This window comes from Pedobacter sp. SYSU D00535 (genome assembly GCF_017355855.1).
GTDB lineage: Bacteria > Bacteroidota > Bacteroidia > Sphingobacteriales > Sphingobacteriaceae > Desertivirga.
Genome location: NZ_JAFEWD010000002.1, coordinates 306,533 through 332,945, shown reverse-complemented (window position 1 = coordinate 332,945; position 26,413 = coordinate 306,533). Strand labels below are relative to the sequence as shown.

The window sequence follows — 26,413 nt, the reverse complement described above, 5'->3', positions numbered from 1 at the left end:
AAAGAGCTAAGCTTTCGGAAGTTCAAAAAACACGGTCGTTCCCTGGTTTTCTTTACTTTCTACCCAAATCGTTCCGTGGTGCCACTCTACAATTGTTTTAACAATGTACATACCTAGCCCTATGCTCGGCTCTCCCTGCAGTCCAGCCCTGCCGGCCTCTGTATACTTCTCAAAAAGCGAAGACTGCAGATGATCAGGAATCCCTATTCCGTCATCGGCCACTGAAAACATCACCGAGTTTTGCTTCTCCTCAATCGAAAGACTAATCGTGCCGCCGTCCCGCGTGAACTTTAAAGCATTGGTAAGCAAGTTGTTGAAAATCTGGATAATCTTTCCCTCGTCGGCCGTTAAGAACACCCTATCCCTATCAGCCAGGAACTTAAAAACCCGGTTGGAGAGACCTGCCGCTTTCTGACACTCTTCAAACCACTCTTTTATTTTAGAGACGACGTCAATCCTTGATTTGACTAATACTACCTCAGCTGTTTCCAAAAACTCCCTTTCTGTTAAGTCAGAAATGAGGTCTATCGATTGTTTGAGGATACTTGAAATGGACCTCGTCAGTCTGACCAGCTCCGAATCTCCCAACCGGGCAGTAATAGCAGTGGTAGCCATTTGTGCGGTGCCAAGAGGTCCCCTGAGATCATGAGCCAGTATCTGCAGGATAGAGTCTTTTTTATTTGCGAATTTCTTGTACTGATGCAGATTCGTTATTTCAGGCGATATATCCGCCAGTGTAGCAACTATGCATTCTCTACCTCCTGCTTCTACAAGCGTAGCACTTAAGCGCAGCCAGCGCTCTTTGCCGTCCTTAGCATAAATCCGGAATTCCAGGTCTCTCTGGTCGCTCCCCTTCCGTAGCATCGAATATCGCTTTTTCAGGTAGGCCCTATCCTCCTGCGGAACCAACTCTATCAGTTTCCCGGCACTGAAGTCCTGAAGATCAGTGCCAAGAAGTCGTCTTAATGAAGTGTTATTATAGACCACCTTCCCCGAGGACAGGTCAAAAAGAAAGCTAGCCAGGGGAAGAGTTTCTAAAAATTCGCCGTAGGTATCCAGATCCATAGTACCTTATTGTACCCTCCACGCGTGAAGGATTGTATTTAACTGTAAACACAATTTAAACTATCGGTTGCGATAATAGTTTTAGGATGAAAGGAGAAGGCTAGTTTATTGCAGCATGGATGCGATAAATCAAAACAATTAGCAGTACAAAAAATTTCTAAGGAAACATCTCGCTATGACAAGACTAATGAAAGCGGCAGTTTACAAAGAGTTTGGATCTGCTGATAAAATTGCGCTAGAACAAATAGCTGTTCCTGAGCTAAAGGAAGGAGAAGTTCTTATACGAATCAGGGCGGCGGGCGTAAATCCGGTAGATTCAGCCGTCCGCGAAGGCTATCTGCAATCTTTTATTCCGGTGGAATTTCCTGCCATTCCTGGATGGGATGTAGCCGGAGTTGTGGAAGACAGGGCTTACAGCGCACGGAGGTTCGAGCCAGGTGATGAAGTGTATGCCTATGCCCGCCGGCCTGTGGTACAACATGGAACGTTTGCCGAATACATCGTATTGCCTGAGTCCTATCTGGCGCTCAAACCTCGCACACTTACCTTTAGCGAAGCAGCAGGCATTCCATTAGTCGGTTTAACGGCCATGCAGTCCCTTATCGATGCAGGCAGACTTCAGGAAGGCCAGGTAGTACTTATTTTAGGTGCTTCGGGAGGTATTGGAACCATGGGGATTCAAATTGCAAAAGAAAAGGGGGCGAAGGTAGTCGGCGTGGCAAGCCAGACTAACCATGAATATATGAAAGAGCTTGGCGCCGATCATACGATTGATTACCGGGACACTGACATTGCCGCAGAGCTAAGGGACCTGTTCGGTGAAGGCGTAGATCTTATTTTTGATGCTGCAAGCGGAGAGACTTTACAAAAAAGCTTAGCCTCGCTAAAGCCGGACGGAAAACTAGTGTCTATTCTAAATACCGGGGAAGACCTGCCAAAAGACTTGAATTTTAAGTATGTTTTTGTTGAACCTAACAGCCGTCAATTGGAAGCGCTGGCGGAAATGGCTGATCGTGGAAAACTGAAGGTACACCTTAGCAACTGGTACCCTCTGGCCGAAGCAGCCGCTGCCATGCGACAAATTGAAACGCATCATACAAAAGGGAAAATAGTTATCGTTCCCTAAACAAAACAATGAAGCGGAGAGAGCCTCACAAAGTGTGCAATTACTACGGCGCTTTCTTGTTTAGGCGCCGGAACTCGCCGGAATCATGAACCAAAAATTGGAGCCTTTGCCTATCTCACTTTCCACTCCCATTTTTCCATCATGACTTCTAATAATCTCGGAAGAGATATATAAGCCTAAACCAAGGCCGGATGTATTGAACGAGTTCTCTTCGCCCCGGTAGAAGCGATCGAAAATGAGTGACAGCTTTTCTTCGGGGATACCGGGTCCAAAATCCCTGACTTCCAACTTAAAATAGCCCCTTTCCTGCGAAAGTCCTACCAATACTTCTGTCGCCTTCGGCGAATATTTGATGGCATTGTCTATCAGATTAACGATCACCTGCTCTAGCCGATTCTTATCGCCGTAGACCTGCTGACTCTTATCTCCGAAAATTCGGATAGAGTGTGATGTTCTACTATTTACAAAATGAGTAATAACGTCTTCAATCACTTCACTGATCGCGAAGTCGGCCAGGTTATAAACCATCTTTCCTGACTCCAACTTGGAAAGATTAAGAAGTTCATCCACCAGGCGTACTATCTTATCTACCTGCCGGTTCGCATTGTCTACCATCGTTGCATAAGCGGAATTTTCTTCTTTCCGGGCTTGCCTGGTCAATATCTGCAGGTAGCCCTTCATGCTGGTAACAGGCGTTTTTAGTTCATGGCTGGCAATACTCAGGAACTCATCTTTCTTGAAATTTTGCTCCTGGGCCTGCCGTAATAACTCTTCTTTTTCTTTGTTAGCCTGCAGCAGATCTTCGAACAAAGTGGCATTATCTAAAGCAATAGCAGCCTGCGATGCTACTGACACTACCATGTGCTCAGCTTCCTCCGAAAACACTCCGGTAAGGCGGTGCCCAAACAACAGGCAACCCACTACTTCCCTGGATTTGGAAATCACGGGAACAGACATAAAACTGGTTAAACACAAGTCCTGCCCACGCAAGTTGTCATGAGGGAAGTTTTTTCCGAATCGGGGACCTTTCGTCACATCATCGATCCGTAATAGCTGAACCTGGGAAAATGTAGGATGAAAGGTGGAGGCAAACCGTTCAAGCTCTTTGCAAGCTTCTGGAGGTACTCCCGAAAACGTATGCATGCGGAAGACTTCTCCTTGCTCGTTACGTAAGTTGTAAAAGAACGCACCGAACTCTGCGCCAGAGAGCTGAGTAGTAGCATCTGTTACCTTTTGCAATACGCTTTTAGGGTCAAGTTCCTCGGAGATAGATTTGCCTATTGATATTAATATTTCCAGATTTCTTGCCTGGCGTACCTTGGTGGTCACGTCGTGCATCTGACCCAGACGATAAGTCTTGTCTTCATATTCGATTAAATACGAAACGATCTGCAGGTCTACAACTTCTCCCGACTTCTTTTGATGCTGTGCATCCACATAGATCTTGTCCTCCGTCTTAAATTGCGGGGCCAAGTTATCGAAATCCTTCCTGGTCTGTGGCACGCGCAGGTCGCGGGTCGTCATGTTCCGGAACTCCTCTACCGTATAGCCATAGAATTCGAGGGCTGCGTCATTCACATCGACAATACGCAAGCTATCCACGTCAAATATTAACATCGGCAGCGGACTTCGATAGAAGAGAATGTCGAAGTTTACTTCATTGTTTCTGGCAGTTCTGGTCAACATGATCTGCTGGCTAAGTGAATCATATAATGCGGACAGGAGTTTATGGTTTCATGCCGTTGATACTTATTCCTGCTTTTCCTTTAGCTACAACCAAAGCCACCAGAGCGTTTGGTGTAAGAACAACTTTATTTGGAGCGAGTTTTGTAAGCGTGCCGTTTATCCTTACCCCTTCTATGGGTTGATAGTTTGTTAGAAAGGACGAAATGGACTTCTGACCTTCCTTTAAATAGCTGCTAATGGAAAACCGACAATTTGTTTCTATTTTTTTCGAGATGAGATCATGCACTAGCCAATCGCCCATCTTTAAAAGCTTGTTTTTTGAATCCAGCACGAAATCTACCTGTTGCATAAAAATTTCCTGTTTGGCGGCATCGTAACCTGGAATACCGGAGAGGTAGATTAAGCCGTTCACAGTACCCTTCAGCCCCAGTTCAATAATCATCTTGTTATCTTTCCCCCAGAGATTTACACTCGTAACCGTCACTGAGCGCTTACCTGATTCAAATTTCTGTCCCACAAGGTTTTTCTGAATAAGGGCTGCAGCGTTAGGATAAGTCACAAAGCTGGCAACTGTAACATTGAAATCGGCGGGCATCTTATCCACCGCCTTCATCAGCAACTTCCCCTTGTCGAGGGTCAGCGCCGGTTTTGAGCCGATGGCTGTTTCCAGGTAAGCCTTCATCCCCAGGTTCATGGTAACTTTTCGGCCAGAAACAATAGCTTTACTCGCATAAACTTCTGATGGTTGTATTGCCAACCAGGCGTTGTATTCCTCGTTCAGCTGCCGCGGCTTACAAACTGATTCCAGCGCTGCCAGCACCATCGGCCGTACATCCCCGGAGCTCGCCATCGCCTCATCCACCATTTTACCCATCTTCCCCTTAAATAGCGCAAGGGCTGGATTAATCAGGTAGGTAATTGCTAAATTTTTGCCCATGATGGTAAGGGTCGGACTTTCTGTCCATACCACATCCTGTACTTCGGTAACGGTGCTCAACCTCCAGTTACTAAAGCCAACCGCAGCGCTTAACTTCAGCACGCCATTTAGGTTCACCTCCCGGGTGTCGTGTGCCGAAACCCCTAGCTTCTCTACGCCGTAACGGATCTTAGCCCAAACTTTCAGAGGGAGTTCCAGTTGCAGTTTACCATCCATTTCAGAAATCAAAATAGGGCCCTGCTTCCAAACTTTAAGCTCGCGGTCGTCGTCGAGCAGATTATTGTCTTCATAAACTAGTCCGTTCAAGTACTTATTGACCTGCAGCTGAATGTCGGCAATGCTGATTTCGACAGGTAAAGCCAGATGGGAAATTTGCTTATCGTAAACAAGGGCTTTTGAATAGCTGGCAGCAGGTTTTAATGATTCAATTTTTTGGGAAGTGCTGCAAGCTGAAAAAGCGATAAGAGTGATTACGAAAAGGATTCTTTTGAAATACATGACCAAGTTTTCCAATGCGAATATAAGCACTCGGCTCCAAAATAAGCAGTAATTCCCTTATGGACGAGGCCTTGTCGGGCTTTTCCGATTTAGCAAAATCTTAAAGTCTTGTCCTTAGCGTTAATAGAATTTCTTATCATAGATCAATTTACAGAACCGGGGACTATTCTAGTTTTGTTAAACAAAAACGAACAACAACCATTTCTTAAATTAAATAACATAAAACTATGGCAACTACTTGGAAACTTGATCCTACGCACAGTGAAGTGCAGTTTAAAGTAAAACACTTGATGATCACTACCGTTACCGGATATTTTCAAACCTTTGATTTGGAGGTGGTAACTGAAAGCGACGACTTCACTACCGCTTCTAAAATTGAGTTCACTGCAGATATCAACTCAATTAACACCAATAACGAGCAACGGGATACGCACCTGAAGTCTGCTGATTTTTTTAATGCAGAGGAGTATGCGCAACTGAAATTTGTAGGCAACAAGTACGAGGGAGATGGCGAAGAAGCTCAATTACATGGAAATTTGACCATCCGTGGTATCACAAAGCCAGTTACCGTAAAAGTAGAGTTTGGCGGTATTGTGGTTGACCCCTATGGCCAGACAAAAGCTGGCTTCACAGTGGATGGCAAAATAAGCAGAAAAGAATTTGGTTTAACATGGAGTGCTGTAACTGAAGCGGGCGCTGTTGTGGTAAGCGACGAAATCAAACTGCACGCAGAGATCCAGTTGGTTAAACAAGCATAAGACCAGAGGCCGGAATATTTTTTCCGGCCTTTTTACTAAACCATGCAGCCTACTTTCCTCGGACGGTACACCTTTCCGTCCTAAATCTCCAGAACCTGCCCCTTCAGCAACATCTTCACAAACTTTAATAAAGCTTATTTTATTTTTGTGAATGTTCAATGAAATCGACAAACACATCACGCGCTGCCATCCCTTTTCAGCAACCGACCTAGAGCTTTTCCATGCCCGCTTGAAAAGGAAGAACTACCGAAAGAAAACAGTGCTGCTTAGCCAGGGGGAAGTGTGCCGCTTTGAGGCATACATCGTGAGCGGATGTGTTAAGAAGTATTATATCGACAGGAACGGAGATGAGGTAATCCTTCAGTTTGCAGTAGAGGACTGGTGGATCAGTGACATTGGAAGCTTTTCAGAACAGAAACCATCGAACCTCTTCATAGAAACACTGGAAGACACCGAGCTTCTAATCATCGACTATGAGAGCAAAGAACTTCTTTACCAGCAGCTACCTCACCTGGAGCGGGTGTTCCGCCTGATGCTGCAACGCTCCTACAGCGTACTTGAAAACCGATTCTATGCGACTGTATCACATACTGCCGAGCAACGTTACCTGGATTTCATGAGTCGCTACCCCACCATCCCGCAAAGGGTGCCACAAACACAAATAGCCTCTTACCTTGGCATCACTCCCGAATCACTAAGCAGAATCAGGTCAAATCTTCACAAAAAGAAAAGTGGCTGAGTTCTTATCCTAGATCAATGCTGAGCCTTGTTTCCCGCCGTAGTTTTGCATTACATCAACAATAAAAACAATTGTTGAAAGGCAGAATTACTAATAAGAAGTATTATGGAAGATAAAATTTTAGGACTTCATCACATCACAGCGATAGCGGGTGAAGCAAAAAGGAACTATGATTTTTATACCCGGATACTAGGGCTCCGGTTGGTAAAAAAAACCGTCAACTTTGATGACCCTTACACCTATCACTTCTACTACGGTGACCGGGTAGGTACTCCCGGGACCATTCTCACATTTTTTCCCTGGGAAGGAATTAGTAAAGGTCGTCGCGGAACAAGGCAGGTGACAGAAATTGGGTATTCAGTACCTGAAAACAGTCTGGAGTTTTGGCTCAAGAGATTTGAAAAGAACAATATCACTTATAATAAAATTGCCGAGAAATTTGGTGAACAGTACCTAACGTTTCTGGATCCTGACGGATTGAAGTTCGAGTTGACGGTCCCTAAAAACAGCGACCACCGGCAACCTTGGGAAACGGCGGAAGTAGGTGCTGAACATGCTACCCGCGGTTTCCATAACGTCACCATCACCAGCAACAAAGTTGAAGCGACCGCAAGCGTCCTCACCGATTTGTTTGGCTACAAGTTACTGGAACAGCATGTAAACAGATACCGCTTTGTGACGGATGCAGTTGAAACAGCTGCTTACGTAGACCTGGTAGAGGCGCCGGGAGAAGCGATTGGACATGTAGCAGGCGGTTCAGTGCACCATGTGGCATTCAGAGTAAAGGATGATGAAGTTTTAATGCGCTTTCGCGATCGGATCGTAGAGGCGGGACTTCATATCACCGAAAAGATCGACCGAAACTATTTTTACTCGCTGTATTTCCGTGAGCCGGGAGGAGTATTATTCGAGATTGCCAGTGATAATCCTGGATTTGCAACTGACGAAACAGTGGATGAGCTGGGAACAGGGTTGAAGTTGCCACCTCAATATGAAGGCTACCGGGAGGACATAGCCAGTCGTTTACCAAAATTAGATTAAAATGTACACACACGAAAAAAATATTCTGACCGAAGGGCTTCCGCTGGAGGAGGCACAGAAAGTGGTGATTATGATACACGGAAGAGGCGCTACAGCGGAAAGCATTGCTTCACTTGCTGATCATCTGCAACTCGCGGATGCAGCTATCCTTGCACCGCAAGCGACCAATAATAGCTGGTACCCCTACAGCTTCATGGCGCCGGTGCAACAAAATCAGCCGGCGCTTGATTCTGCGCTCGATCTGATTGGCTCTCTGCTGGCGGAAGTTGAGGGCAAAGGAATACCGTCGGAGCATATCTATTTCCTGGGCTTTTCACAAGGTGCCTGCCTTTCACTTGAGTTTGTTGCCAGAAATGGGAAAAGATATGGAGGTGTAATTGCTTACACGGGCGGCCTGATCGGTGAGAAGCTGGACAGGAGCAATTACAAAGGTGATTTTGCCGGCACCCCTGTCCTTTTAACCACAGGAGATCCGGATCCACACGTGCCCGTAGGAAGAGTGGAAGAAAGCGTGTCGATCCTGGAAGAGCTAAAGGCAAGGGTGACTTTGAAAATTTATAAAGGGCGGCCGCACACTATCCAGATGGAAGAGATCCAACTGGCCAATCAACTGATCTTATCGTAGCTATGGAAGGTTTTGTGGTAACAAGGATTTTCTCGAACGAATCGGGAGAAAGCTGTTTCGATGAACTTAGAATCCCGTTAACAGAAGCTGGTCCCATAGGCTACCTTTCTGAGAAATACAAAGTTGAGAATCTCGTATTCCGAAAGGTGTTACCGGAGTACGACTATGAGTTTCATAACGCTCCTGCACGCCAGTTTATCATTCTGCTCGACGGAGAAATAGAGATTGAAACTTCACTCGGCGAGAAACGACAGTTTGGTGCCGGAGACATCCTTTTGGTAGAAGACACGGAAGGTAAAGGGCACAAAACAAGGAATCTCAGTCCCATCGAGCGAAGATCGATTTTTATCACCCTCTGAGAGAGGCAGCGGTTGAATGGAGAGAGGTATCCCAAGTTTTCTCTGATCCGGCAAAGAAATAAAGGCGGTGAAAATTTACTGAAGTTCATTCGCCGGCTTTTCCCCACTATTTACCGAATACTTTCATTCGCCGGCCTAGTTTCTGTTCTCTAACCCACTATCTCAAGCTAGTTTTGAGTCATCAAACCAACAATAGCACTCAAAAAACAGCAACAGATATGAAAACTTTAAGAACAGTACTTGCAGCAGTATTAATGGTCCTATCCTTCAGCGCATTTGCAACTGATGATAGCAAAAATGAAAAGCTCCAGCTTGATCATGCCGTGAACACTTACATCGATGCGATGGTACACGGCAATATAAAAGGTTTATATAAGGTGTTGGATGCCGACGTCAAGTTTACGTTAACAGTGAGAGAGAAAATTCGCAACTATGGCCGACAAGCAATGATGAGCCATCTGAAGAACATTGAAAACGTCGAGCAGAATTGCAGCACCAGCGTCGAAGTGCTCGATATAACTCCTACTCAGGCGGTTGTCAAAGTCCGCATGGAATATTCAGGTTTCTCGCGGATCAACTTTGTTACCATAGCCAATAGCAGTAACGGTTGGAAAATAACAAACATCTCCAGCGCCATCGTGTAACGAAAAGGGAGAAAGGGCTTTATCCTCGTTTCTCCCACCAGCTAAATTTTTAGAAATCAAAGAAATCGTCCAGGAATGATTTCTTTTTTTTATGGGGATGCCGTTTGTGCTCATCTTCCCGGTAATCCTGATAGCCGTATCTTTTATAATCCGACTCATAATTCTCTCGTTTCGAGTAGTGGTCAGCCGATCTTTCAATAATCTTTTCTAATTCCCCTCTATCCAGCCAGATGCCCCGGCAATTCGGACAGTAGTCGATCTCTACACCCTGCTTGTCGCTGATAAGTAAAGTAGTTTGGCAGTTTGGACATTTCATATCTTCTAGTTTATGTTTTCACTAAGTTAAGACATTAAAAAGATAAGTGTTTGGAACTGCCACTAAGGAAGGAACAAAAAAAACCGGCCCCGAAACAATGAAAGAGGACCGGCTATTTCCACCCAGAAACTAGGCAGATAATAATTGTCTATACTTGACCGCATTCGCCTGCAGCAACTGGATCGCTTTTTCCTTAAGCTGACGAACTCGCTCGCGGGAGAGAGAAAATCTATCACTAATCTCCTCCAGACTGAGTGCGAATGGGGTATCAATACCGAAATATAAACTAACCACCTCCATTTCTTTTGCAGGGAGAAGGGTAAGATAACGCCTGATCTCGGCCGAAAGCGATTCAGTGTCGAGGTGGTGATCTGCTAAGGCTGCATGACTGGGATACATATCTATCAGGGGCCGCTCATCGCCTGCCTTAGCCGGGGCGTAAAGCGAAAGATAAGTACAACTGCTGGGTATCTTCTCAATGGAGGTATTTAAAAAGTCAGAAATTTCGGAGTCACTGGGTTCCCGATGTAATTGCTGCTCCAGTTTCACCCTTGCCTTTCTTATCTTACTCAGGGCGTCCAACTGATTTTGCGGCAGATATACCAGGTTGATATATTCTGAAACGGAATCCATAATGGCCTGACGCACCCAAAAAACAGCATAAGATAGAAAACGGAACCCCTTCTCATTGTTAAACCGTTTTGCAGCCTTGATGAGGCCAATATTTCCTTCACTAACTAAATCCTCCAGACAAACACCCTCTCGCTGATATTGCTTCGCAATAGAAACTACAAAGCGCAGGTTGGAGGTGACAAGTTTTTGAACCGCTTCTTCATCACCCAGCCGAATCTTCTCAATTAGCTCCTCTTCCTCAGCGGAAGACAAGGTTCCAAATTTCGCTATCTCCTGCAAGTATTTCGAAAGCGAGTATGCGTCGCGGTTGGTAAATGAATAAACTATCCTCTTTTGTTCCATGAATACTACTGATGACTATAATTTCGGTTCTGCCGGATCTACTGGAACGACTACCAGGCCTTTCCTGATTAATGAATTTTTGACACTGTATGTGAAGTAGATGATAAAACCGATCCCCATCCATAAAAGCAAGCGCTCCCAGTTATGTGCTCCAAGTCCTACCATCATCAACAAACAAGCTAGTGCCCCCACAATAGGTAGTACCGGCATGAATGGAGTTTTGAAGGGACGTTTTGTATCGGGATCTGTCTTTCGCATTACAATCACCCCAATGCACACCAATACAAAGGCGAATAAAGTTCCAATACTGGTCATATCTCCTACAATGTCACCCGGTACAAACGCCGCAAAGAGCCCCACGAACACCAAAAAAATCAGGTTGGATTTGTAAGGAGTCTGATACCTGGGATGGACTGTCGAGAAAATCTTGGGAATAAGTCCGTCTCTTGACATAGAGAAGAAAACCCGCGACTGGCCCAGCAACATCACCAGGATGACAGACGAAAAGCCAGCCAGTATCGCTACGGTGATCAATACCGAAAGCCACGAATAGCTTTTCATATAATTGTCTATTGCATAAGCAACAGAGGCTTCCTTACCTGCTACCCCAAATTCCTTGTAATTCGCTACGCCGGTTAGCACATGGCTAAACAGCACATACAGCACAGTACAGATGAGCAGGGAAACGAGGATACCAATAGGCATGTCCCTTTTTGGATTTTTTGCCTCTTGGGCAGCAGTCGACACCGCATCAAAACCAATGAAGGCGAAAAAAACCACACCGGCGCCACTTATGATCCCCGACCACCCAAAGTTTCCGAAATCATTTTTGAAAAAATCTAGCCAGCTTGAATTTTCCTGTTGGAGGGCGACTTCACCAGAATTATCTGGAATATAAGGAGTATGATTTGCGGGGTTCATGAAACTCCAACCCAGGATTATGAACAAAATCACGATGGCAACCTTCAATATCACAATGATGCCATTAACCGTAGCAGACTCCTGCGTACCCCGTATCAACACCAGTGAAAGGACAATCACAATAAATAAGGCTGGCAGATTGATAATACCCTGCACGCCATCAGGAGAGGTTTGAAACGGTGAATGGAAAAACTGGTAGGGAATAGAAAGCCCGACCGTCTCCAAAAGCTTGTTCAGGTATTCGGACCAGGCAATGGATACCGTCGCCGCTCCTACGGCATACTCCAACACCAGATCCCACCCTATTATCCAGGCTATAAACTCACCCATTGTTGCATAAGAATAAGTATAAGCAGAGCCGGCAATAGGAATCATCGAGGCAAACTCAGCATAACACAAGCCAGCCAATCCACACCCAACGGCGGCAAGAATAAAGGAAAGCGTCACAGCAGGGCCGGCATGATCGGCAGCGGCAGCAGCGGTTCTCACGAATAAACCGGCTCCAATAATTGCACCTATACCAAGGGCTATCAGGTTGCCGGCACCAAGCGTTCTCTTCAAGGTTCCGCTACCTGTTTCAGCAGCTTCTTTAACTAATAAATCAAGAGGTTTTTTGTACTTCATTTTTGAAAAATTTGAAACAGTAGTAACTGATTAACATTCGCTTAAGCTGATTGGAATATTGACAGCCAAGCCGCCTTCAGACGTCTCCTTATAGCGGGAATCCATGTCCCGGGCTGTTTCCCACAAAGTTTTAATGACATGGTCCAGCGAAACTTTTGCATGTTGAGGATTACTTTTAAGAGCAAGCTGGGAAGCGGTGATCGCCTTGATGGCGCCCATGGCATTTCGCTCAATACAGGGAATTTGGACTAGGCCAGCAACCGGATCACAGGTTAAGCCGAGGTGATGTTCCATGGCAATTTCCGCCGCCATTAAGCACTGTTCAGGAGTACCTCCCATCACTTCAGTTAATGCCCCTGCAGCCATCGCAGAAGAAACTCCGATTTCCGCCTGACACCCCCCCATTGCTGCTGAAATAGTTGCCCCCTTTTTAAAAATGCTCCCTATTTCTGCTGCTGTTAGTAAAAAGCGGCAAATCTTATCTTCAGAGTAGCCGTCGCAGAAAATGATAAAATAGAGAAGAACAGCTGGTATCACGCCGGCTGCACCATTGGTAGGAGCAGTTACCACCCGGCCAAACGAAGCATTCTCTTCATTTACAGCCAGGGCAAAACAACTTACCCAGTCCAGGGTGTACTGGAATCCCGTTCCCTTCTCGCGGATGAGCGAAATCCATTGTTCAAAGGCTACCGGAAAATCCGTATTAAGCAATTCCCTACTCAGGTTTTTGGCCCTCCGCGTTACCTGCAAACCTCCCGGTAGTAAGCCCTCGGCATTGCAGCCACGGTACACGCAATCTTTCATTTCCTGAAAAATCTGGAGCAAATCATGTAAGATCTGTGCTTCACTACGCCATTTCATCTCGTTTGTATGTACGATGGATGAAATTGAAGAGCCGGTCGATTGACAATAAGCAAGCAAATCTGCACTTGAATTGATAGGAAAAGGAAGCACGACGCTCGCCACACTGCTCTTATGATCGCGAGCCCCATCCCTACTGATAAAGCCGCCTCCAACCGAATAGAAAGTCTCGACAAACTGGCTCCCGCTACCCGTTTCGGCCAGGAAAGTCATTCCGTTAGGATGAAAAGGCAGGGAGTCGCTGTACAGAAAAATAATATTGCTCTCTGGAGAAAACTCTACCGTTGTGGTGCCGTCAAGCACCAGCATTTCCTGGTTTCGGATGGTTTGCAGATAAGCCGGTATAAGGCCTGTATCTATACTTTCTGGTAAGTGACCGCTTAATCCCATCATGATGGCGACGTCCGTTCCGTGACCTACACCCGTTTTCGCGAGTGAACCGTACAGCATTACAGAGACGGATTTAATCTTATGTAGCGGCGTTTGGGATTTCAGGATCTCCAGAAACTCGAGAGCTGCCTTCCAGGGACCTAATGTGTGAGAGCTAGACGGTCCCACTCCAATCTTAAACATGTCGAAAGCGGATATACTTTCAGCGAGGAATACCTTGTTGTAGCGTTCTGATACTGCTCTCATGTCTTGAAAAATGGAAGGTTAACAATGGTGGCTTTCACCTTCTTTTCCCGGATCTGCAGGTAAATTTCTTTGCCTGCCTCCGCCCAGTCCTTTTCCACGTAAGCAAGACCGATGGCTTTTTGTAAGGATGGCGATTGTGTTCCCGATGTAACCCTTCCTATCAGTTTTCCCTGTTCGTCAGTCACCGGATATCCGTGTCGGGGAATGCCTCTCTCGATCATCTCGAATCCCGCAAGTTTCCGCTCGACGCCCATCTCCTTTTGTTTCCTCAACGCTACCGCATTCACAAAATCCTTATTGAATTTAGTGATCCATCCCAGTCCCGCTTCCAGGGGAGACGTGGTATCATCAATATCATTTCCGTAAAGGCAATACCCCATCTCCAACCGTAACGTATCCCGGGCGCCAAGCCCTGCTGGTACAATTCCAAAGGCCTCTCCTGCTACAAAAATGGCATTCCACACCTGGCGGGCCTGCATACTTGGTACGTAGATTTCAAATCCTCCTGCCCCTGTGTAGCCAGTGGCGGAGATCACTACATTTTCAACGCCCGCAAAAGTTCCCGTTACAAACGTGTAGTAAGGCATAGCTGCCAGAGCTACATCGGTAAGTAGTTGCATGCTCTCAGCAGCTTTGGGTCCCTGAACTGCCAGCAAGGCAGTCTGATCCGAAACGTTTTCCATTTCTACTCCTATCGTATTATACCTCATGATCCAGTTCCAATCCTTTTCGATATTAGAAGCGTTGACGACCAACATGTATTTCTCCTGCGTAAAACGGTAAACCAGCAGGTCGTCCACAATTCCTCCGGCTTCATTGGGCAAGCAGGAATACTGCACTTTCCCGTCAGTAAGTTTTGAAGCATCATTAGAGGTTACTTTCTGAATGAGATCAAGGGCGTTTCTTCCACTTAAAATAAACTCGCCCATGTGACTTACATCGAACACTCCCACTCCATTTCGTACAGCGGCGTGCTCCTGATTAATCCCCCCATACTGAACCGGCATATTATATCCAGCGAAAGGAGTCATTTTAGCACCAAGGGATATATGGACTTGAGTTAAAGCCGTGTTTTTTATCTCCATATTAACCTCCTATCTGCTCCTTGTACTCCTCGGCACTCATCAAGACATCCAGCTCTGAGAGGTCTGCCAGTTCGAGCTTCACCATCCACCCCTCTCCGTAAGGATCACTATTCACCAATTCCGGCGATGCCTCCAATAGCGGATTTAGCTCTGTAATTGTTCCGGAAACAGGCATAAAAAGATCGGAAACGGTCTTGACCGCCTCTACCGACCCAAAAACCTCATTCTTTGCCACCACCACTCCCGGAACAGGGATATCGATAAAAACAATGTCGCCGAGCTCTCTCTGTGCAAAATCTGTCACGCCTACATAGGCCACACTACCGTCCACTTTAATCCATTCGTGATCAAGGGTATATTTTAGTTCTGTTGGAAAATTCATATCTAAGATTGTTAAGGTGACTATTCAAGAATTTCGAGCGGCTCCTCCAAGAGACTTTCCTCCTCATACGCTTCCAGCGGCGGACAAGAGCAGATAAGTGTTCGATCACCGTAGGTATCATTCACGCGGCCGATAGAAGGCCAGAATTTGTGCTCTTTCACGTAAGGAAGCGGGAATACTGCCTGCTCTCTTGAGTAGGGTCTGTCCCAGTTGCTGTCTGTAGCAACAGCAACGGTATGTGGTGCATTCTTCAGAGGATTGTTAGCCTTGTCCATTCCTCCGCTTTCCACTTCACTTATTTCCTGACGGATAGCAATCATGGCATCACAGAAGCGGTCTAGCTCATGTTTCGGCTCTGACTCTGTAGGCTCTACCATCAGCGTTCCGGCTACTGGGAAAGAGACGGTAGGTGCATGGAAGCCATAATCCATCAGTCGTTTGGCAATATCTGTTACTTCAATTCCTGCGTTTTTGAAAGCCCGGCAGTCCAGGATCATTTCGTGTGCGCAGCGGCCATTTGCTCCAGCATAAAGCACCGGATAATGCTGCTCCAGTCTGGCTTTAATGTAGTTCGCGTTTAGGATCGCGTACTTGGTAGCATTTGTTAGGCCTTCACTTCCCATCATAGCGATGTAAGCATGGGAGATAAGCAGGATCGAAGCCGATCCCCATGGCGCTGCTGATACGGCATGAATGGATTTTCCTCTTTCAATATCTACCACCGGGTGACCGGGAAGGTAGGGAACCAGGTGTTTAGCCACTCCGATCGGGCCCATACCAGGACCGCCTCCTCCGTGAGGGATACAGAAGGTTTTGTGCAGGTTCAGGTGACAAACGTCTGCACCGATATTTGCAGGACTGGTAAGTCCCACCTGTGCATTCATGTTAGCGCCGTCCATATAAACCTGTCCGCCATTTTCATGGATGATGTTGCAGATCTCAATGATCGACTCTTCAAAAACTCCGTGTGTAGAGGGATAAGTCACCATCAGACAGGAAAGGTCCTCTTTGTGTTCTTCAGCTCTTGCCCGCAGATCTGCTACGTTGATGTTTCCGTTGATGTCACATTTTACTACGACGATCTTCATTCCTGCCATGGCCGCTGAAGCGGGATTGGTTCCGTGAGCAGAAGATGGGATTAGGGCCACGTTGCGATGTCCTTCACCTCTGTCGATGTGGTAAGCACGGATCACCATCAGCCCTGCGTACTCTCCCTGGGCACCGGAATTAGGCTGGAAACTCATGGATGCAAAGCCGGTAATTTCGCTCAGCCAGTTATTCAGCTCGTCGATCACCTGCATATAGCCTCCCACCTGGTCGGTTGGAGCAAAAGGGTGGATCTTGGAAAAATGGTTCCAGGTAACCGGAATCATCTCGGAAGTGGCGTTCAGCTTCATCGTACAGGAACCTAAAGGAATCATGGAATGACACAGCGAAAGATCTTTTGCCTCCAGTGACTTGATATACCGGAGCATCTCATGCTCAGAGTGGTGCGTGTTGAAAACCGGATGAGTGAGAAACTCGCTGCTTCTGATTAGCTCAACAGGAATTCTTGCTGTTAATCCTGTTTTGATTCTATCAAAATCTACATCGTTGATGCTTTTAGCCTTTACTTTTGCAAAAAAGCGAACGATGGTAGTGATATCTTCCAGGCTGGTTGTCTCATCAAGTGAGATCGTGACTATCGAGCCCTGATAATGGAGGTTGATGTCGTTGTTTAGCGCTTCGGCATGGATAGGACCGGCAAGATCACCCACATCCAACCGCAGAGTATCGAAATACTGTTCGTTTTCCTGTTTGTAGCCTAAAGCTTCCAGCGCATCGGAAAGCACCACTGCCAGTCCGTGCACCCGCTCTGCAATCTTCTTTAAGCCATCCTGCCCATGGTAAGCAGCATACATACCAGCCATGATGGCCAGTAGTGCCTGGGCTGTACAGATATTGGAAGTCGCCTTGTCCCTGCGGATATGCTGCTCGCGGGTTTGAAGTGCCATGCGAAGGGCATAGTTGCCGGCAGAATCAATGGTTACCCCGATAATCCTTCCGGGGATGGAGCGCTTGTACTCTTCCTTGGTAGCAAAGTAAGCGGCATGAGGACCACCGAATCCCATCGGCACACCAAATCGCTGCGTGTTTCCCACCACAATGTCTGCACCCCATTCTCCCGGAGGAGTAAGCAGAGCAAGGCTGAGGATGTCCGCTACCACGGTTAGCTTAATGCCTTTTTCGTGAGCTGCTGAGGCAAAATCTTTGTAGTTGTAAACTACTCCATTTCCTGCCGGGTACTGTACGATAGCACCAAACATCCTCTCTGTAAGTGCTACAGTCTGATGATCCCCCACCTGCACTTCAATCCCGTAAGGGGCTGAACGGGTTTTAAGGATGTCGATGGTTTGCGGGAATAGCTCCTGAGAGACGAAGAATATATTCGCCTCCTTGTTCTTCCGCAGGGAGTACTGCATGAACATCGCCTCTGCTGCTGCAGTTCCTTCATCCAGCAAAGACGCGTTGGCGATCTCCATTCCTGTCAGGTCAATCACCATCGTCTGGTAGTTCAGCAAGGCCTGAAGTCTTCCCTGCGAGATCTCTGCCTGATAGGGGGTGTACTGGGTATACCACCCCGGATTCTCGAAGATGTTCCGCAGAATAACGGGTGGTGTTATGGTATCGTAATATCCTTGTCCGATGAAGGATTTGTAGACTTTGTTTTTTAAGCTCAACTCCTGCAAATGCTTCAGGTATTCAAATTCTGTTTTTGCTGCAGGTAGGTCGAGCGGTTTTGTTAATCGAATCCTTACAGGAACGGTTTCCTGTATAAGAACATCCAAAGAGGCGGCATTCACAAGTTCCAGCATTTCTGCAGTGGCATGATCAATGGCGGCGATATGCCTCCTCTCAAACTTCTCCTGATAATCTAAATTTAACTTCATTGAAATAATGCGAGTTTTTTTTTAAAAACCTGAACTAAGAAGGGATTCTAAATGAGATGGCAAAAAATCCCCGGGCGGACAGAAAAACTGACCGAAAATTTTGGTAAGCCGAATAAAATTCGGCTTACCGGAGAGCGCATTTTAGATATTAAAACTCGAATTCGTTATCAGGCATACCGATAGGAGCACCGGGTGGCATTTCAAGCGCTGGTGCTGGCTGGAACTTGTCCGGAGTAGCTTCGAATTCCTTTATTTGTGTCAGACCGAACAAGAGGTTGGCCTTTTGCATAGGGGCGGCAGCAGCAGCTTTCGCACTCATCCATTTTTTAAGTTCTTCAACCTTCAAGAGCGCATGTCCGCGTACGCTTTCTGACGCCTCTGTATTAGCCGACAGCTGCAGGAGGTATTTCAGGGTGAGATTGTTTACCAGGGTCTGCAACTCCCCTTTGTATCCGCTTGCCATAGGTACTTTCCAGGTAGCAGCCACTAATTTATCCACTACAGGTGCAAAGCCTGGCTGCTTGCTATCCCTCGAGTGGTACTCCACCAACCTTGCTGCCCGATGAGGATCCAGGATAGAGGCAATGGTGGTACTGGCGGCCGACTCGGCAGCGGCAATGGGATCAAACGTAGGGCCGGTATGCCCCGTAAATGTTTCGATAGAAGCAGGATAGCCAACTGGCCGGGGCGGTATTTTTTGCAATAGCTTCTCCGGCAAGATTAGCGCTTCGGGAGAGATGGTGGTTAACAGCGCGTCTAAAGCTTTCCATTGCACTGCCGGCTCAACCATTTTGGTCACCGTCTGCCCGTCATTCTTCAGGGCATGAGTAAAGTAAAGCCCTCCGATAGACTTAGCTACCGCCTCAATTTGATAGCGATGTAGCAGGTACATGGGCACTAATACTTCTTCCAAAGTAGCCATTGGTGCGCCTGCCGGAATTGCTTTTTCGGAGAAATTATCGAGCACGTGGCGGCGTACTTCCATCAAATTACCAAGCTGGTCAATCGGATCCTTACCGTCGTCCCACTGATGAGAGGCTGGGTGAACGTAACCTCCGATATCAGGAATGAAAATATGGCCCTGCTGCAAGGTTTCCTGCATGATTTTCTCCAACTCGGTTTCTTCGTTTGCGCCTTTCGGAAACTCGGTGTATCCCCACATAACGGCCCGTTTATCCCAGCTTCCTATTCCTTTGGCATAAGCATCTGTAACATCAACTCGTCCATTTACCAACGAAAATTTTGGAAACGGATAGTCCATCACAGAGGCTCGCTCGTGAGAACTTGAGGTAAAATTATGATAGAAGCCAAGGGTGTGACCAATTTCGTGGGCGGAAAGCTGACGGATGCGTGCCAGTGCCAATTTCTGCATCTCAGGACTAACTGCTTTTCCGTCTTCATAAGGCTGAAGCAGCCCTTCAGCAATTAAGTAATCCTGCCGGTGGCGGTCAGAGCCAAGCGTGACTACCCCCTTAATAATTTCCCCTGTGCGGGGATCAATATACGAAGCGCCTGAGGAAAAAGCGCGTTGAGGACTACCGGAACGATTAATCCAATTGACAACATTATACCGGATGTCCATTGGGTCTGCCCCTTCAGGCAACTCTTTTACGATAAAGGCATTTTTAAAACCGGCAGCTTCAAAAGCCTCATTCCACCAGGCACCACCTTCTATAAGCGCCTGTTTTACTGGCTCAGGTGCTCCCGCATCAACATAGTAAACGATAGGTTTCACCGCTTCACTTACCGCCGCATTCGGGTCTTTTTTCTGAAGACGGTGGCGTCTGATAAACCGCTTAATCATCGGTTCTGTCATCGGAGCGGAAAAGTCAAGATAGCTGAACATGTTGAAGCCCGAACGGGGATCAAACTTGCGGGGACTATAATTTGTGTCGGGAAGTTCGATAAAGGCCTGATGCATTCTCACCGTGATCGCATTGGGATCAGGAGCGATGCTTACTCCTCCACCCCACCGGTTAGTGGGCATTGCACCCCCTACGAAGGTAATCATGGCTTCAAACTCTGAGTTCTTCGGAAAGTTTTTGGTGTTATCCATGTACACAACCGAGCGACTTTCGTCCATACGGTAGGGGGCAGATGCCGCACCACCAGACCTGGCTGCATTCGCTCCCGATATCCCCAGAGGCCGTGTACTGGCAATCCGATCACCGATTTTCTGACTATCGCGAATCAGGAAAGGAGTCAGGTCGAGCAATACCTTTGTACCTTCGGATGCTACAGGCATAAATCCCCAGATCACCGACTTGGCAAAAGCATTTTCTACTGCTTTGATTTCTGCAGGCTTATCAGTTATCGCCCGGTAAGAGTAATTGGGCACCACCAGCAATACCTTCGGTCCGGCTTTCACAAACTTCGCTATTGCCGAAGAGGCCTGTCCCCTTTCCGGTCCACCATTGCCCACCCCGTCTGCAAGGCCGCTGTAATAAAGAAACTCTTTATCGAACTCGTCGACTTCGAGAAATATCTTTCCGGTTTTCTCATCGTACCAAAAATCAAAGAAACCCTCGTGTTTTTTCATCCCTTGCGTAAGGGAAGAGATGCTGCTTGCCCTCGCGGGAGCGTCTGTCGAAGCTTTTCGCGCAGGTGTTTGAGCAAAAGATACATCGGCTAAAGCTAAGCCTATGAGTAATAATGATGTGTTAATTTTCATGTGTTAAGATCAATTTCAATGTGCAACCCTGGCTCGTCCTATTTTACCTGCTCTGCGTTGAACAGAAACACTTCCGAACGTTTGTCGCCGGATTCGTTCAATAAAAGCTTGCCCCTTATTTTTATAGGCTTGTCTGTATAGCGAAGAGGCTTTGCCATATTCACCTCCACCATTTGTGGTATATCTCCCTGACCGCAGTATGCACACTGGTCGTAGGGAACAACCGCCAGCATGAAGTGAGAAGATTCATAGTCGGTGTTGAGAGGAATAATATACCCCGGCAGCTCTACCACCTTATTTTGAAGCATCTGCAGCTGGGCAGGGAAAGCTGGAACCATTTTGAAGTTGGCGTTCTTCTTAAAAGTCCTTTTCGCAATTAACTCCCAGACCGGAGTCATGAGCGGCACATGTGTCGGTGCCTGTGCCTTGACAAAGAAGGAGAATAGTACTAAAACAAGTGACAGCAATATTTTTCGCATATTAATGTGTAGCAAGAATTAAAGAAATATCAGATCGATAAGCCTGAACAGCGGGGATCGCGGAGGCAAGTAAGCCGAGGCAAAGCCCACCACCTAGCACCAGAAACTCTTCCTTCATAAAAATCCAGGGTTCGAACCGCGTTTGCCCCATTTCCTGATAGTGACTGACAACCTGAAGAGACAGATGCCCTAGAAACACTCCAACAAGGGAGCCAATTAGCGTCAGGAGCACCCCTTCCATCATTACAATCAGGAAGATCTTTTCTTGTGAGCTCCCCATTACCCGCATCACTGCCAGATCATACTTGCGCTCTTGAAGCGAGCTATAGAGACTGATAAAGATGCTGGCGCCTGCAATCAGCATAATAAGAATTGCAAACCAACGAAGGACCTCCATCCCTATCCCCGTTAGAGTAAATAGGCGGGCACTTTCGAAAGCTGGAGAAGCCGCCTGCATTGCCGTAGTTTGATTTACCATCCTCGGAAACATCACTACTGCCATTGGTGAACTGTATTTTATCAACAAGGCTGTCAGCTCCTTGTCCTGCTCTTCGTCATGGCCACCGTGCATGTTCCAGATACTCTCGACGCTGGTTAAAACGAGGTTATCGGTCACATTCCCTTTCCGTTTCAGGATTCCCGTCACCGTGTACCCCCGCTCGGCGTGCAGATCCTGACTAGAACTGAGTCCGTGAGCGCCATGTATCACATCTCCCACCTGAAGCCCTTGATTCCTGGCCACTTCTGATCCCACTGTCACTTCAAAAGGCGCTTTCCAAAATTTCCCTTCTTTCAGTTCCAGGCCGTAGAGGATCACAAAATTGGAGTCCGTTCCAGCCATCCGAAATCCCTCGTAATTGTCTCCCAACGCCAGCGGAACTGCGCGCTCTACCATCGGATGTGCTGCCAGCTTGTTGGCCTCCTTCAAGGGAATATTTCCGGTAGGAAAATCGACATAATAGACACTGCTAAGGATCAACTGCATGGGGCTACCCTTTGCCCCTACCACCAGGTCAATATTTCTCGAGTTATTGCTCAGCTTGCTTTTAAACTGTTCGCTGCTCAGCAACAGTAGCGTAAGAATGCTGGTACCAAACGCAACAAGGAGCACGTTCATCGAAAAATTCATTTTCTTCGACAGTAAATTTTTCCAACTGATCCGAATCCAACTCATGCTATCCTGTATTGGTTTATAAAAGCTTCCTTTACCCGCCTGTCGTGCGTTGCAACTACCAGTGCGGCTTGATGCAGCTCAGTCTGACGTTTCAGCAGCGTTAAGACCTTCTCCGTGTTTCGATCATCCAGACTTGAGGTGGGCTCATCTGCAACCACTAGTACCGGCTTGTTTATCACAGCCCTGGCTATAGAAACGCGTTGCAACTGTCCCTGACTGAGCTCCTGAGGATAGCTCCTCCGTTTCTCCGATAGACCTACTGATTCGAGTACATCCTCGATCCTTCTTTTGTCGATGATGTTGGAAAAGCTCTGTGCCAGCTGCAGATTCTCCCAAACTGTAAGGCTCTTCAGGAGATGGGGTTGTTGTAAAACGACGCCCACATGTTCTCCCCTGAATTTGTCGAGATTCCGCTTTTTCAGCTTGTACAAACTTTGGTCGAGGATGAGCACTTCTCCTTCCTTAGGCTGTAAGATGCCAATAAGGATATGAAGAAGTGTTGTTTTTCCTTTTCCGGATTCTCCAAGCAGTACCCATTGCTCCCCCCTGCCAATATTCCAATCGGGAAAATTGAAAGAGACGGAATTGTTGTAGTGATGCGACACAGAGCTAATCCTAATCATACTAAATCAAAATCTTTTAAACCTGCTGATACCAGTTATTTACCCCCACTTTCTGGCTTGGCAGCGGTGGTAGTAGTGCGGACCGTAGGATACTTAACTCCCAGCTGATCGAGATAGGTTTTATACTTTGCAGGATTGTAGTAGTACTTTTTCATCTCCGGCCGGAACCTGGCCATGATATCCTTATTCAGGTGTACAGCGGGCTTATCAGTTGCAGAAACAAGCGGAGTATATTTAATTTCTTTAGTCTGCACCTCGTTAAAATACTTCCAGGCATCCTGGATCACTTCGGGTTTTACCAGCATGTCGAGGAGCGTAAGGGCTTCGGCCTTTGCGCCGGCTGTTGCGCCCTTATGGGCGATGGGCGTTGCCATTGCTACGGCGTTTGACCAGTGGTGCCCCGGAAGGCCGGGAATATTGGAAGGAAAACGGAGTACTACTGTAGGCACATTCCAGGATATATCAGCGATGTCATCAGAGCCGCCACCCCCTGCAGAGGTACTTACAGCCGGTTTCCCGATGGGCGATATGGTTGTACTCAGACCATCAATCTTCGTATTGTCCCTACCCTCGGTAGCCGGCGCCTGCATTTCCTTTTGAAGAGCCCGGGCAAGTGTCTGATCATCTTCCGACCAGGTCGGCAAACCAACCATCTTGATATTCTCGTACATTGCCTCGGCTATCGGTTGGTTGAAGTGACCCGGCCAGGCACTACCCAGTACTTCGTACTTCATGGTGGTGTTAGTCATGGTACTCGCTGCCTCCGCCATCTTAATCGCATCCTTATACATCTCCATAATCTTAGGATAACTGCGTTCGCGGAAGTAATACCACACCGAAGCCTTAGACGGAACGACGTTAGGCTGGTCGCCCCCATCTACTACCACATAGTGGGAGCGCTGCGTGGGTTCCATATGCTCGCGATGGAAGTTCCAGGCGATGTTCATCAACTCCACGGCGTCCAGCGCACTTCTGCCTCTCCAGGGGGCACCGGCAGCGTGAGCAGATTGTCCGTCGAAATCAAAACGAACCGATATCATCCCGTTGCCACCTCCATCGCCATAAGATACGCCCATGTTATTGCCGACATGAGTAAAAATGCAGGCGTCAACATTTTTAAAGTAGCCATCCCTTACGTAGTAGGCTTTGGTTCCCAGCTGCTCTTCAGCCACTCCGGGCCACAGCACCAGCGTCCCCGGAATCTTCTCCCTTTCCATGATTTTCTTAAGCGCCAGGATCGCCGTAATATTAAGAGGAACGCCCCCGTTATGTCCTTCCCCGTGTCCGGGAGCGCCCTCAATGATTGGATTATGATAAGCTACGCCGGGCTTCTGTGAAGCTTTTGGGATACAATCGATGTCGCTGCCTACAGCTATCACCGGCTTTCCTGATCCCCACTTCGCTGTCCATGCCGTTGGAATATTAGCAATTCCATTCTCGATAGTGAATCCGTTTTTTTTGAGGATGTCAGTAAGATATTTGGAAGTCTCGCTCTCCTGAAAACCCAACTCCCCGAAGCTGAACACCATATCCACCATCTCCTGGGTAAACTTCTGTTGTTTATCAATTTCTGCCATCAGCTCCGTTTTCAGGGCGTCTAGCTTAGCAGGACTGATAGCCGGAGCCTGGGCGACTGCGGTTTGTGGGAGTATTAAGGCATTGGCAGCCATACATACTGCTCCCAGTACAGCGATTTTTCTTCGCAGTTGATTCAATCTCATTCTCATGTTATATTAATTTATAGATACATCAGGGATGAGAGTAGCAAGGGCAGGCCTCACTACTCGTTTAGTTACAGTGCTTTATTGGTGGATATTTCAGCATTTGGAATCGGGAAAACGTAGCTGCTTTCGTTTGGACCAACCGATGGCGAGGAAAGGCCTCCACTTCCCTTAGCAGGAATAGTCATCAGATTCCTTAGCAGATCGTTCGATCTGAACCCCTCACCAAGCAGTTCAATTCGTCGTTCCTTCAAAACAGTACTTACGAAAGCAGCGGGACTGGCAAGAGCAGTTGCTGGATATGTGTAAGTTGGATCAGAACGGCGACGAACAGCATACAGAAGATCGGTTGCTTTTGCCAGGTCGGGAGAGCTTATTCTTGCCAATGCTTCAGCGTAGTTCAACAGCACTTCGGCGTACCTGATAACGGGAATAAAATCTGTATAAGGAGTAACAATATCACTGTATTTCAACAGATAAGGCAAGTTGGAAGCAGTCGCTATCATGCCTCTCCTGGCATCCGCCGTCCTCCACTCAGTATCTCCCACTATCCCCGAAGGATTAAGATTGTATTCCTTGTTTACCCAATATTCGTAGGCTAGAGCCGACTGGCCGCTCACAAAATCCAGGTCCGTCATCGGCATGGATAAAATGGATTCTACCGTTGTTGCCGCGGGTGCAAAAACAGCTTTCACATCGGCTTGCAACTGGTGCTGAACCCCAAAAGTAGTTTTGAAAGGAGCACTGGCACTTACGATCTTAGTCGCTTCTTCAATCACCTTCGGATAGTTGCCCATCGTTAAATACACCCTCGTTTTCAAAGCGATGGCGGTGCTTTTGTGCGCACGAGTAGTGTTGAGCAAGGCGGCAGAACTTCCGGTGTAGGCAGCCGGCAGGCTTGCTTCAGCCTCATCCAGATCTTTAAGAATCTGCGTGTACACCGCAGCCACAGTACTTAAAGGCATGTTATTATTTTCGGGAGAAACCTCTGCTGATAACCGGAGCGGTACTCCTGGCGATGCTCCTGCATCCTTAACATAAGGTTGAGCGTAAAGAGTTATAAGACTGTAATAGCTTAATGCCCTCACAAACTTTGCCTCACCGGTATATTGTGCAGCAAGAGTAGCCTCTACCTTGCCAGCATTATCTTCAAGCCCTTTAATGAGGATATTCGCAGAGTTGATAGCCGCATAAATAGCAATCCAGGAGTTAGAAGCATCATTCGAACCTGAAATTACCGTATGACTCCAGGCATCATAACCCGTGAACACGTTTTGCGTACGGTTAATAAACTCTTCGCCACGGATATCGCAGACCATCAGGTACCGGCCACCGTAAAAGTTAGCTGCTTTTACCTTGGCATACATTCCATTTACAACACCCTGAATCCTTTCCGGGCTAGTAAAGACGTTCGCTTCCTGTATTTGAGTAGGTGGTTCGGGATTTAACAACTCCTTCTCGTTGCAAGAAAAGGCAGTCAAACTCAATCCGATAAGAGTGCAGGATATTTTTATAGTTTCTTTTAAATTCATGTTTC

General features: G+C 47.1%; 23 protein-coding genes. 7 read left to right on the top strand and 16 right to left on the bottom strand.

All coding sequences use genetic code 11. The annotated features are described in order from the left end of the window. Nucleotides 1-6 precede the first annotated feature (6 nt). A complete protein-coding gene (locus tag J4N23_RS05905; protein ID WP_207426093.1) occupies nucleotides 7-1,065 on the bottom strand; it encodes a PAS domain-containing sensor histidine kinase in 1,059 nt (352 codons plus the stop codon). Between the two features lie 175 nt (nucleotides 1,066-1,240). On the opposite strand from J4N23_RS05905, the gene J4N23_RS05900 reads away from it, so the two are divergent. Continuing rightward, on the top strand, nucleotides 1,241-2,191 hold the full coding sequence (locus tag J4N23_RS05900; RefSeq protein ID WP_207426092.1) for an NADP-dependent oxidoreductase: 951 nt from the start codon (nucleotides 1,241-1,243) through the stop codon (nucleotides 2,189-2,191). 60 nt (nucleotides 2,192-2,251) lie between these two features. Here the strand turns inward: J4N23_RS05900 and J4N23_RS05895 are convergent, their stop codons facing one another. Next, nucleotides 2,252-3,877, bottom strand: a complete 1,626-nt coding sequence (locus J4N23_RS05895; protein WP_207426091.1) for an ATP-binding protein — start codon at nucleotides 3,875-3,877, stop codon at nucleotides 2,252-2,254. A 40-nt stretch (nucleotides 3,878-3,917) separates the two neighbouring features. Further along, the gene (locus J4N23_RS05890; protein ID WP_207426090.1) at nucleotides 3,918-5,312 is read right to left on the bottom strand and encodes a DUF4403 family protein; all 1,395 of its coding nucleotides are present in this window, start codon (nucleotides 5,310-5,312) and stop codon (nucleotides 3,918-3,920) included. 227 nt (nucleotides 5,313-5,539) lie between these two features. Between J4N23_RS05890 and J4N23_RS05885 the strand changes: the two genes are divergently transcribed. From J4N23_RS05885 to J4N23_RS05860, 6 genes are all read left to right on the top strand, one after another. Continuing rightward, a complete protein-coding gene (locus J4N23_RS05885; RefSeq protein ID WP_207426089.1) occupies nucleotides 5,540-6,070 on the top strand; it encodes a YceI family protein in 531 nt (176 codons plus the stop codon). Between the two features lie 151 nt (nucleotides 6,071-6,221). Next, nucleotides 6,222-6,809, top strand: a complete 588-nt coding sequence (locus J4N23_RS05880) for a Crp/Fnr family transcriptional regulator (RefSeq protein ID WP_207426088.1) — start codon at nucleotides 6,222-6,224, stop codon at nucleotides 6,807-6,809. A 105-nt stretch (nucleotides 6,810-6,914) separates the two neighbouring features. Then, nucleotides 6,915-7,850, top strand: a complete 936-nt coding sequence (locus J4N23_RS05875) for a ring-cleaving dioxygenase (protein ID WP_207426087.1) — start codon at nucleotides 6,915-6,917, stop codon at nucleotides 7,848-7,850. A 1-nt stretch (nucleotide 7,851) separates the two neighbouring features. Then, nucleotides 7,852-8,475, top strand: a complete 624-nt coding sequence (locus tag J4N23_RS05870) for an alpha/beta hydrolase (RefSeq protein WP_207426086.1) — start codon at nucleotides 7,852-7,854, stop codon at nucleotides 8,473-8,475. Between the two features lie 2 nt (nucleotides 8,476-8,477). Next, the gene (locus tag J4N23_RS05865; protein WP_207426085.1) at nucleotides 8,478-8,834 is read left to right on the top strand and encodes a hypothetical protein; all 357 of its coding nucleotides are present in this window, start codon (nucleotides 8,478-8,480) and stop codon (nucleotides 8,832-8,834) included. 218 nt (nucleotides 8,835-9,052) lie between these two features. Next, nucleotides 9,053-9,478, top strand: a complete 426-nt coding sequence (locus J4N23_RS05860) for a nuclear transport factor 2 family protein (protein WP_207426084.1) — start codon at nucleotides 9,053-9,055, stop codon at nucleotides 9,476-9,478. 49 nt (nucleotides 9,479-9,527) lie between these two features. Here the strand turns inward: J4N23_RS05860 and J4N23_RS05855 are convergent, their stop codons facing one another. The 13 genes from J4N23_RS05855 to J4N23_RS05795 all read right to left on the bottom strand — a co-directional run bounded on the left by J4N23_RS05855 (nucleotide 9,528) and on the right by J4N23_RS05795 (nucleotide 26,408). Beyond that, complete coding sequence (locus tag J4N23_RS05855; RefSeq protein ID WP_207426083.1) at nucleotides 9,528-9,794, bottom strand: zf-TFIIB domain-containing protein; 267 nt, start codon at nucleotides 9,792-9,794, stop codon at nucleotides 9,528-9,530. Nucleotides 9,795-9,923: 129 nt separating this feature from the next. Further along, nucleotides 9,924-10,769: an RNA polymerase sigma factor RpoD/SigA gene (locus J4N23_RS05850; protein ID WP_207426082.1), complete on the bottom strand. Its 846-nt coding sequence runs from the start codon at nucleotides 10,767-10,769 to the stop codon at nucleotides 9,924-9,926. 15 nt (nucleotides 10,770-10,784) lie between these two features. Beyond that, nucleotides 10,785-12,314 (bottom strand): amino acid permease, encoded by a 1,530-nt coding sequence (locus J4N23_RS05845; RefSeq protein WP_207426081.1) that lies wholly within the window; start codon nucleotides 12,312-12,314, stop codon nucleotides 10,785-10,787. Nucleotides 12,315-12,344: 30 nt separating this feature from the next. Continuing rightward, on the bottom strand, nucleotides 12,345-13,811 hold the full coding sequence (locus J4N23_RS05840; protein WP_207426080.1) for an L-serine ammonia-lyase: 1,467 nt from the start codon (nucleotides 13,809-13,811) through the stop codon (nucleotides 12,345-12,347). Then, on the bottom strand, nucleotides 13,808-14,890 hold the full coding sequence (gene gcvT / locus J4N23_RS05835; RefSeq protein ID WP_207426428.1) for a glycine cleavage system aminomethyltransferase GcvT: 1,083 nt from the start codon (nucleotides 14,888-14,890) through the stop codon (nucleotides 13,808-13,810). Before gcvT ends, J4N23_RS05840 begins: the two co-directional genes overlap by 4 nt. A gap of 7 nt (nucleotides 14,891-14,897) precedes the next feature. Then, nucleotides 14,898-15,278: a glycine cleavage system protein GcvH gene (gene gcvH / locus J4N23_RS05830; protein ID WP_207426079.1), complete on the bottom strand. Its 381-nt coding sequence runs from the start codon at nucleotides 15,276-15,278 to the stop codon at nucleotides 14,898-14,900. Between the two features lie 20 nt (nucleotides 15,279-15,298). After that, nucleotides 15,299-18,208, bottom strand: a complete 2,910-nt coding sequence (gene gcvP, locus J4N23_RS05825; RefSeq protein WP_207426078.1) for an aminomethyl-transferring glycine dehydrogenase — start codon at nucleotides 18,206-18,208, stop codon at nucleotides 15,299-15,301. Nucleotides 18,209-18,356: 148 nt separating this feature from the next. Continuing rightward, the gene (locus J4N23_RS05820) at nucleotides 18,357-20,879 is read right to left on the bottom strand and encodes a zinc-dependent metalloprotease (protein ID WP_207426077.1); all 2,523 of its coding nucleotides are present in this window, start codon (nucleotides 20,877-20,879) and stop codon (nucleotides 18,357-18,359) included. A 38-nt stretch (nucleotides 20,880-20,917) separates the two neighbouring features. After that, nucleotides 20,918-21,358: a DUF3299 domain-containing protein gene (locus tag J4N23_RS05815; protein WP_207426076.1), complete on the bottom strand. Its 441-nt coding sequence runs from the start codon at nucleotides 21,356-21,358 to the stop codon at nucleotides 20,918-20,920. A gap of 1 nt (nucleotide 21,359) precedes the next feature. Continuing rightward, nucleotides 21,360-22,487, bottom strand: coding sequence for an ABC transporter permease (locus tag J4N23_RS05810; protein ID WP_242689135.1), 1,128 nt, complete (start codon nucleotides 22,485-22,487; stop codon nucleotides 21,360-21,362). Between the two features lie 41 nt (nucleotides 22,488-22,528). Continuing rightward, nucleotides 22,529-23,155, bottom strand: a complete 627-nt coding sequence (locus J4N23_RS05805) for an ABC transporter ATP-binding protein (RefSeq protein ID WP_207426074.1) — start codon at nucleotides 23,153-23,155, stop codon at nucleotides 22,529-22,531. A gap of 35 nt (nucleotides 23,156-23,190) precedes the next feature. Next, nucleotides 23,191-24,876, bottom strand: a complete 1,686-nt coding sequence (locus J4N23_RS05800; RefSeq protein ID WP_242689134.1) for an amidohydrolase — start codon at nucleotides 24,874-24,876, stop codon at nucleotides 23,191-23,193. A 71-nt stretch (nucleotides 24,877-24,947) separates the two neighbouring features. Then, nucleotides 24,948-26,408 carry a RagB/SusD family nutrient uptake outer membrane protein gene (locus tag J4N23_RS05795; protein ID WP_207426073.1) on the bottom strand — a complete coding sequence of 487 codons (1,461 nt, stop codon included), beginning with the start codon at nucleotides 26,406-26,408 and terminating at the stop codon, nucleotides 24,948-24,950. Between the last annotated feature and the right edge of the window lie 5 nt (nucleotides 26,409-26,413).

Excerpts from the sequence above, each read along its gene's own strand:
- J4N23_RS05905 (WP_207426093.1), bottom strand. The coding sequence starts at position 1,065 with ATGGATCTGGATACCTACGGCGAATTTTTAGAAACTCTTCCCCTGGCT.
- J4N23_RS05900 (WP_207426092.1), top strand. The coding sequence starts at position 1,241 with ATGACAAGACTAATGAAAGCGGCAGTTTACAAAGAGTTTGGATCTGCT.
- J4N23_RS05895 (WP_207426091.1), bottom strand. The coding sequence starts at position 3,877 with ATGTTGACCAGAACTGCCAGAAACAATGAAGTAAACTTCGACATTCTC.
- J4N23_RS05890 (WP_207426090.1), bottom strand. The coding sequence starts at position 5,312 with ATGTATTTCAAAAGAATCCTTTTCGTAATCACTCTTATCGCTTTTTCA.
- J4N23_RS05885 (WP_207426089.1), top strand. The coding sequence starts at position 5,540 with ATGGCAACTACTTGGAAACTTGATCCTACGCACAGTGAAGTGCAGTTT.
- J4N23_RS05880 (WP_207426088.1), top strand. The coding sequence starts at position 6,222 with ATGTTCAATGAAATCGACAAACACATCACGCGCTGCCATCCCTTTTCA.
- J4N23_RS05875 (WP_207426087.1), top strand. The coding sequence starts at position 6,915 with ATGGAAGATAAAATTTTAGGACTTCATCACATCACAGCGATAGCGGGT.
- J4N23_RS05870 (WP_207426086.1), top strand. The coding sequence starts at position 7,852 with ATGTACACACACGAAAAAAATATTCTGACCGAAGGGCTTCCGCTGGAG.
- J4N23_RS05865 (WP_207426085.1), top strand. The coding sequence starts at position 8,478 with ATGGAAGGTTTTGTGGTAACAAGGATTTTCTCGAACGAATCGGGAGAA.
- J4N23_RS05860 (WP_207426084.1), top strand. The coding sequence starts at position 9,053 with ATGAAAACTTTAAGAACAGTACTTGCAGCAGTATTAATGGTCCTATCC.
- J4N23_RS05855 (WP_207426083.1), bottom strand. The coding sequence starts at position 9,794 with ATGAAATGTCCAAACTGCCAAACTACTTTACTTATCAGCGACAAGCAG.
- J4N23_RS05850 (WP_207426082.1), bottom strand. The coding sequence starts at position 10,769 with ATGGAACAAAAGAGGATAGTTTATTCATTTACCAACCGCGACGCATAC.
- J4N23_RS05845 (WP_207426081.1), bottom strand. The coding sequence starts at position 12,314 with ATGAAGTACAAAAAACCTCTTGATTTATTAGTTAAAGAAGCTGCTGAA.
- J4N23_RS05840 (WP_207426080.1), bottom strand. The coding sequence starts at position 13,811 with ATGAGAGCAGTATCAGAACGCTACAACAAGGTATTCCTCGCTGAAAGT.
- gcvH (WP_207426079.1), bottom strand. The coding sequence starts at position 15,278 with ATGAATTTTCCAACAGAACTAAAATATACCCTTGATCACGAATGGATT.
- gcvP (WP_207426078.1), bottom strand. The coding sequence starts at position 18,208 with ATGAAGTTAAATTTAGATTATCAGGAGAAGTTTGAGAGGAGGCATATC.
- J4N23_RS05820 (WP_207426077.1), bottom strand. The coding sequence starts at position 20,879 with ATGAAAATTAACACATCATTATTACTCATAGGCTTAGCTTTAGCCGAT.
- J4N23_RS05815 (WP_207426076.1), bottom strand. The coding sequence starts at position 21,358 with ATGCGAAAAATATTGCTGTCACTTGTTTTAGTACTATTCTCCTTCTTT.
- J4N23_RS05810 (WP_242689135.1), bottom strand. The coding sequence starts at position 22,487 with ATGAATTTTTCGATGAACGTGCTCCTTGTTGCGTTTGGTACCAGCATT.
- J4N23_RS05805 (WP_207426074.1), bottom strand. The coding sequence starts at position 23,155 with ATGATTAGGATTAGCTCTGTGTCGCATCACTACAACAATTCCGTCTCT.
- J4N23_RS05800 (WP_242689134.1), bottom strand. The coding sequence starts at position 24,876 with ATGAGATTGAATCAACTGCGAAGAAAAATCGCTGTACTGGGAGCAGTA.
- J4N23_RS05795 (WP_207426073.1), bottom strand. The coding sequence starts at position 26,408 with ATGAATTTAAAAGAAACTATAAAAATATCCTGCACTCTTATCGGATTG.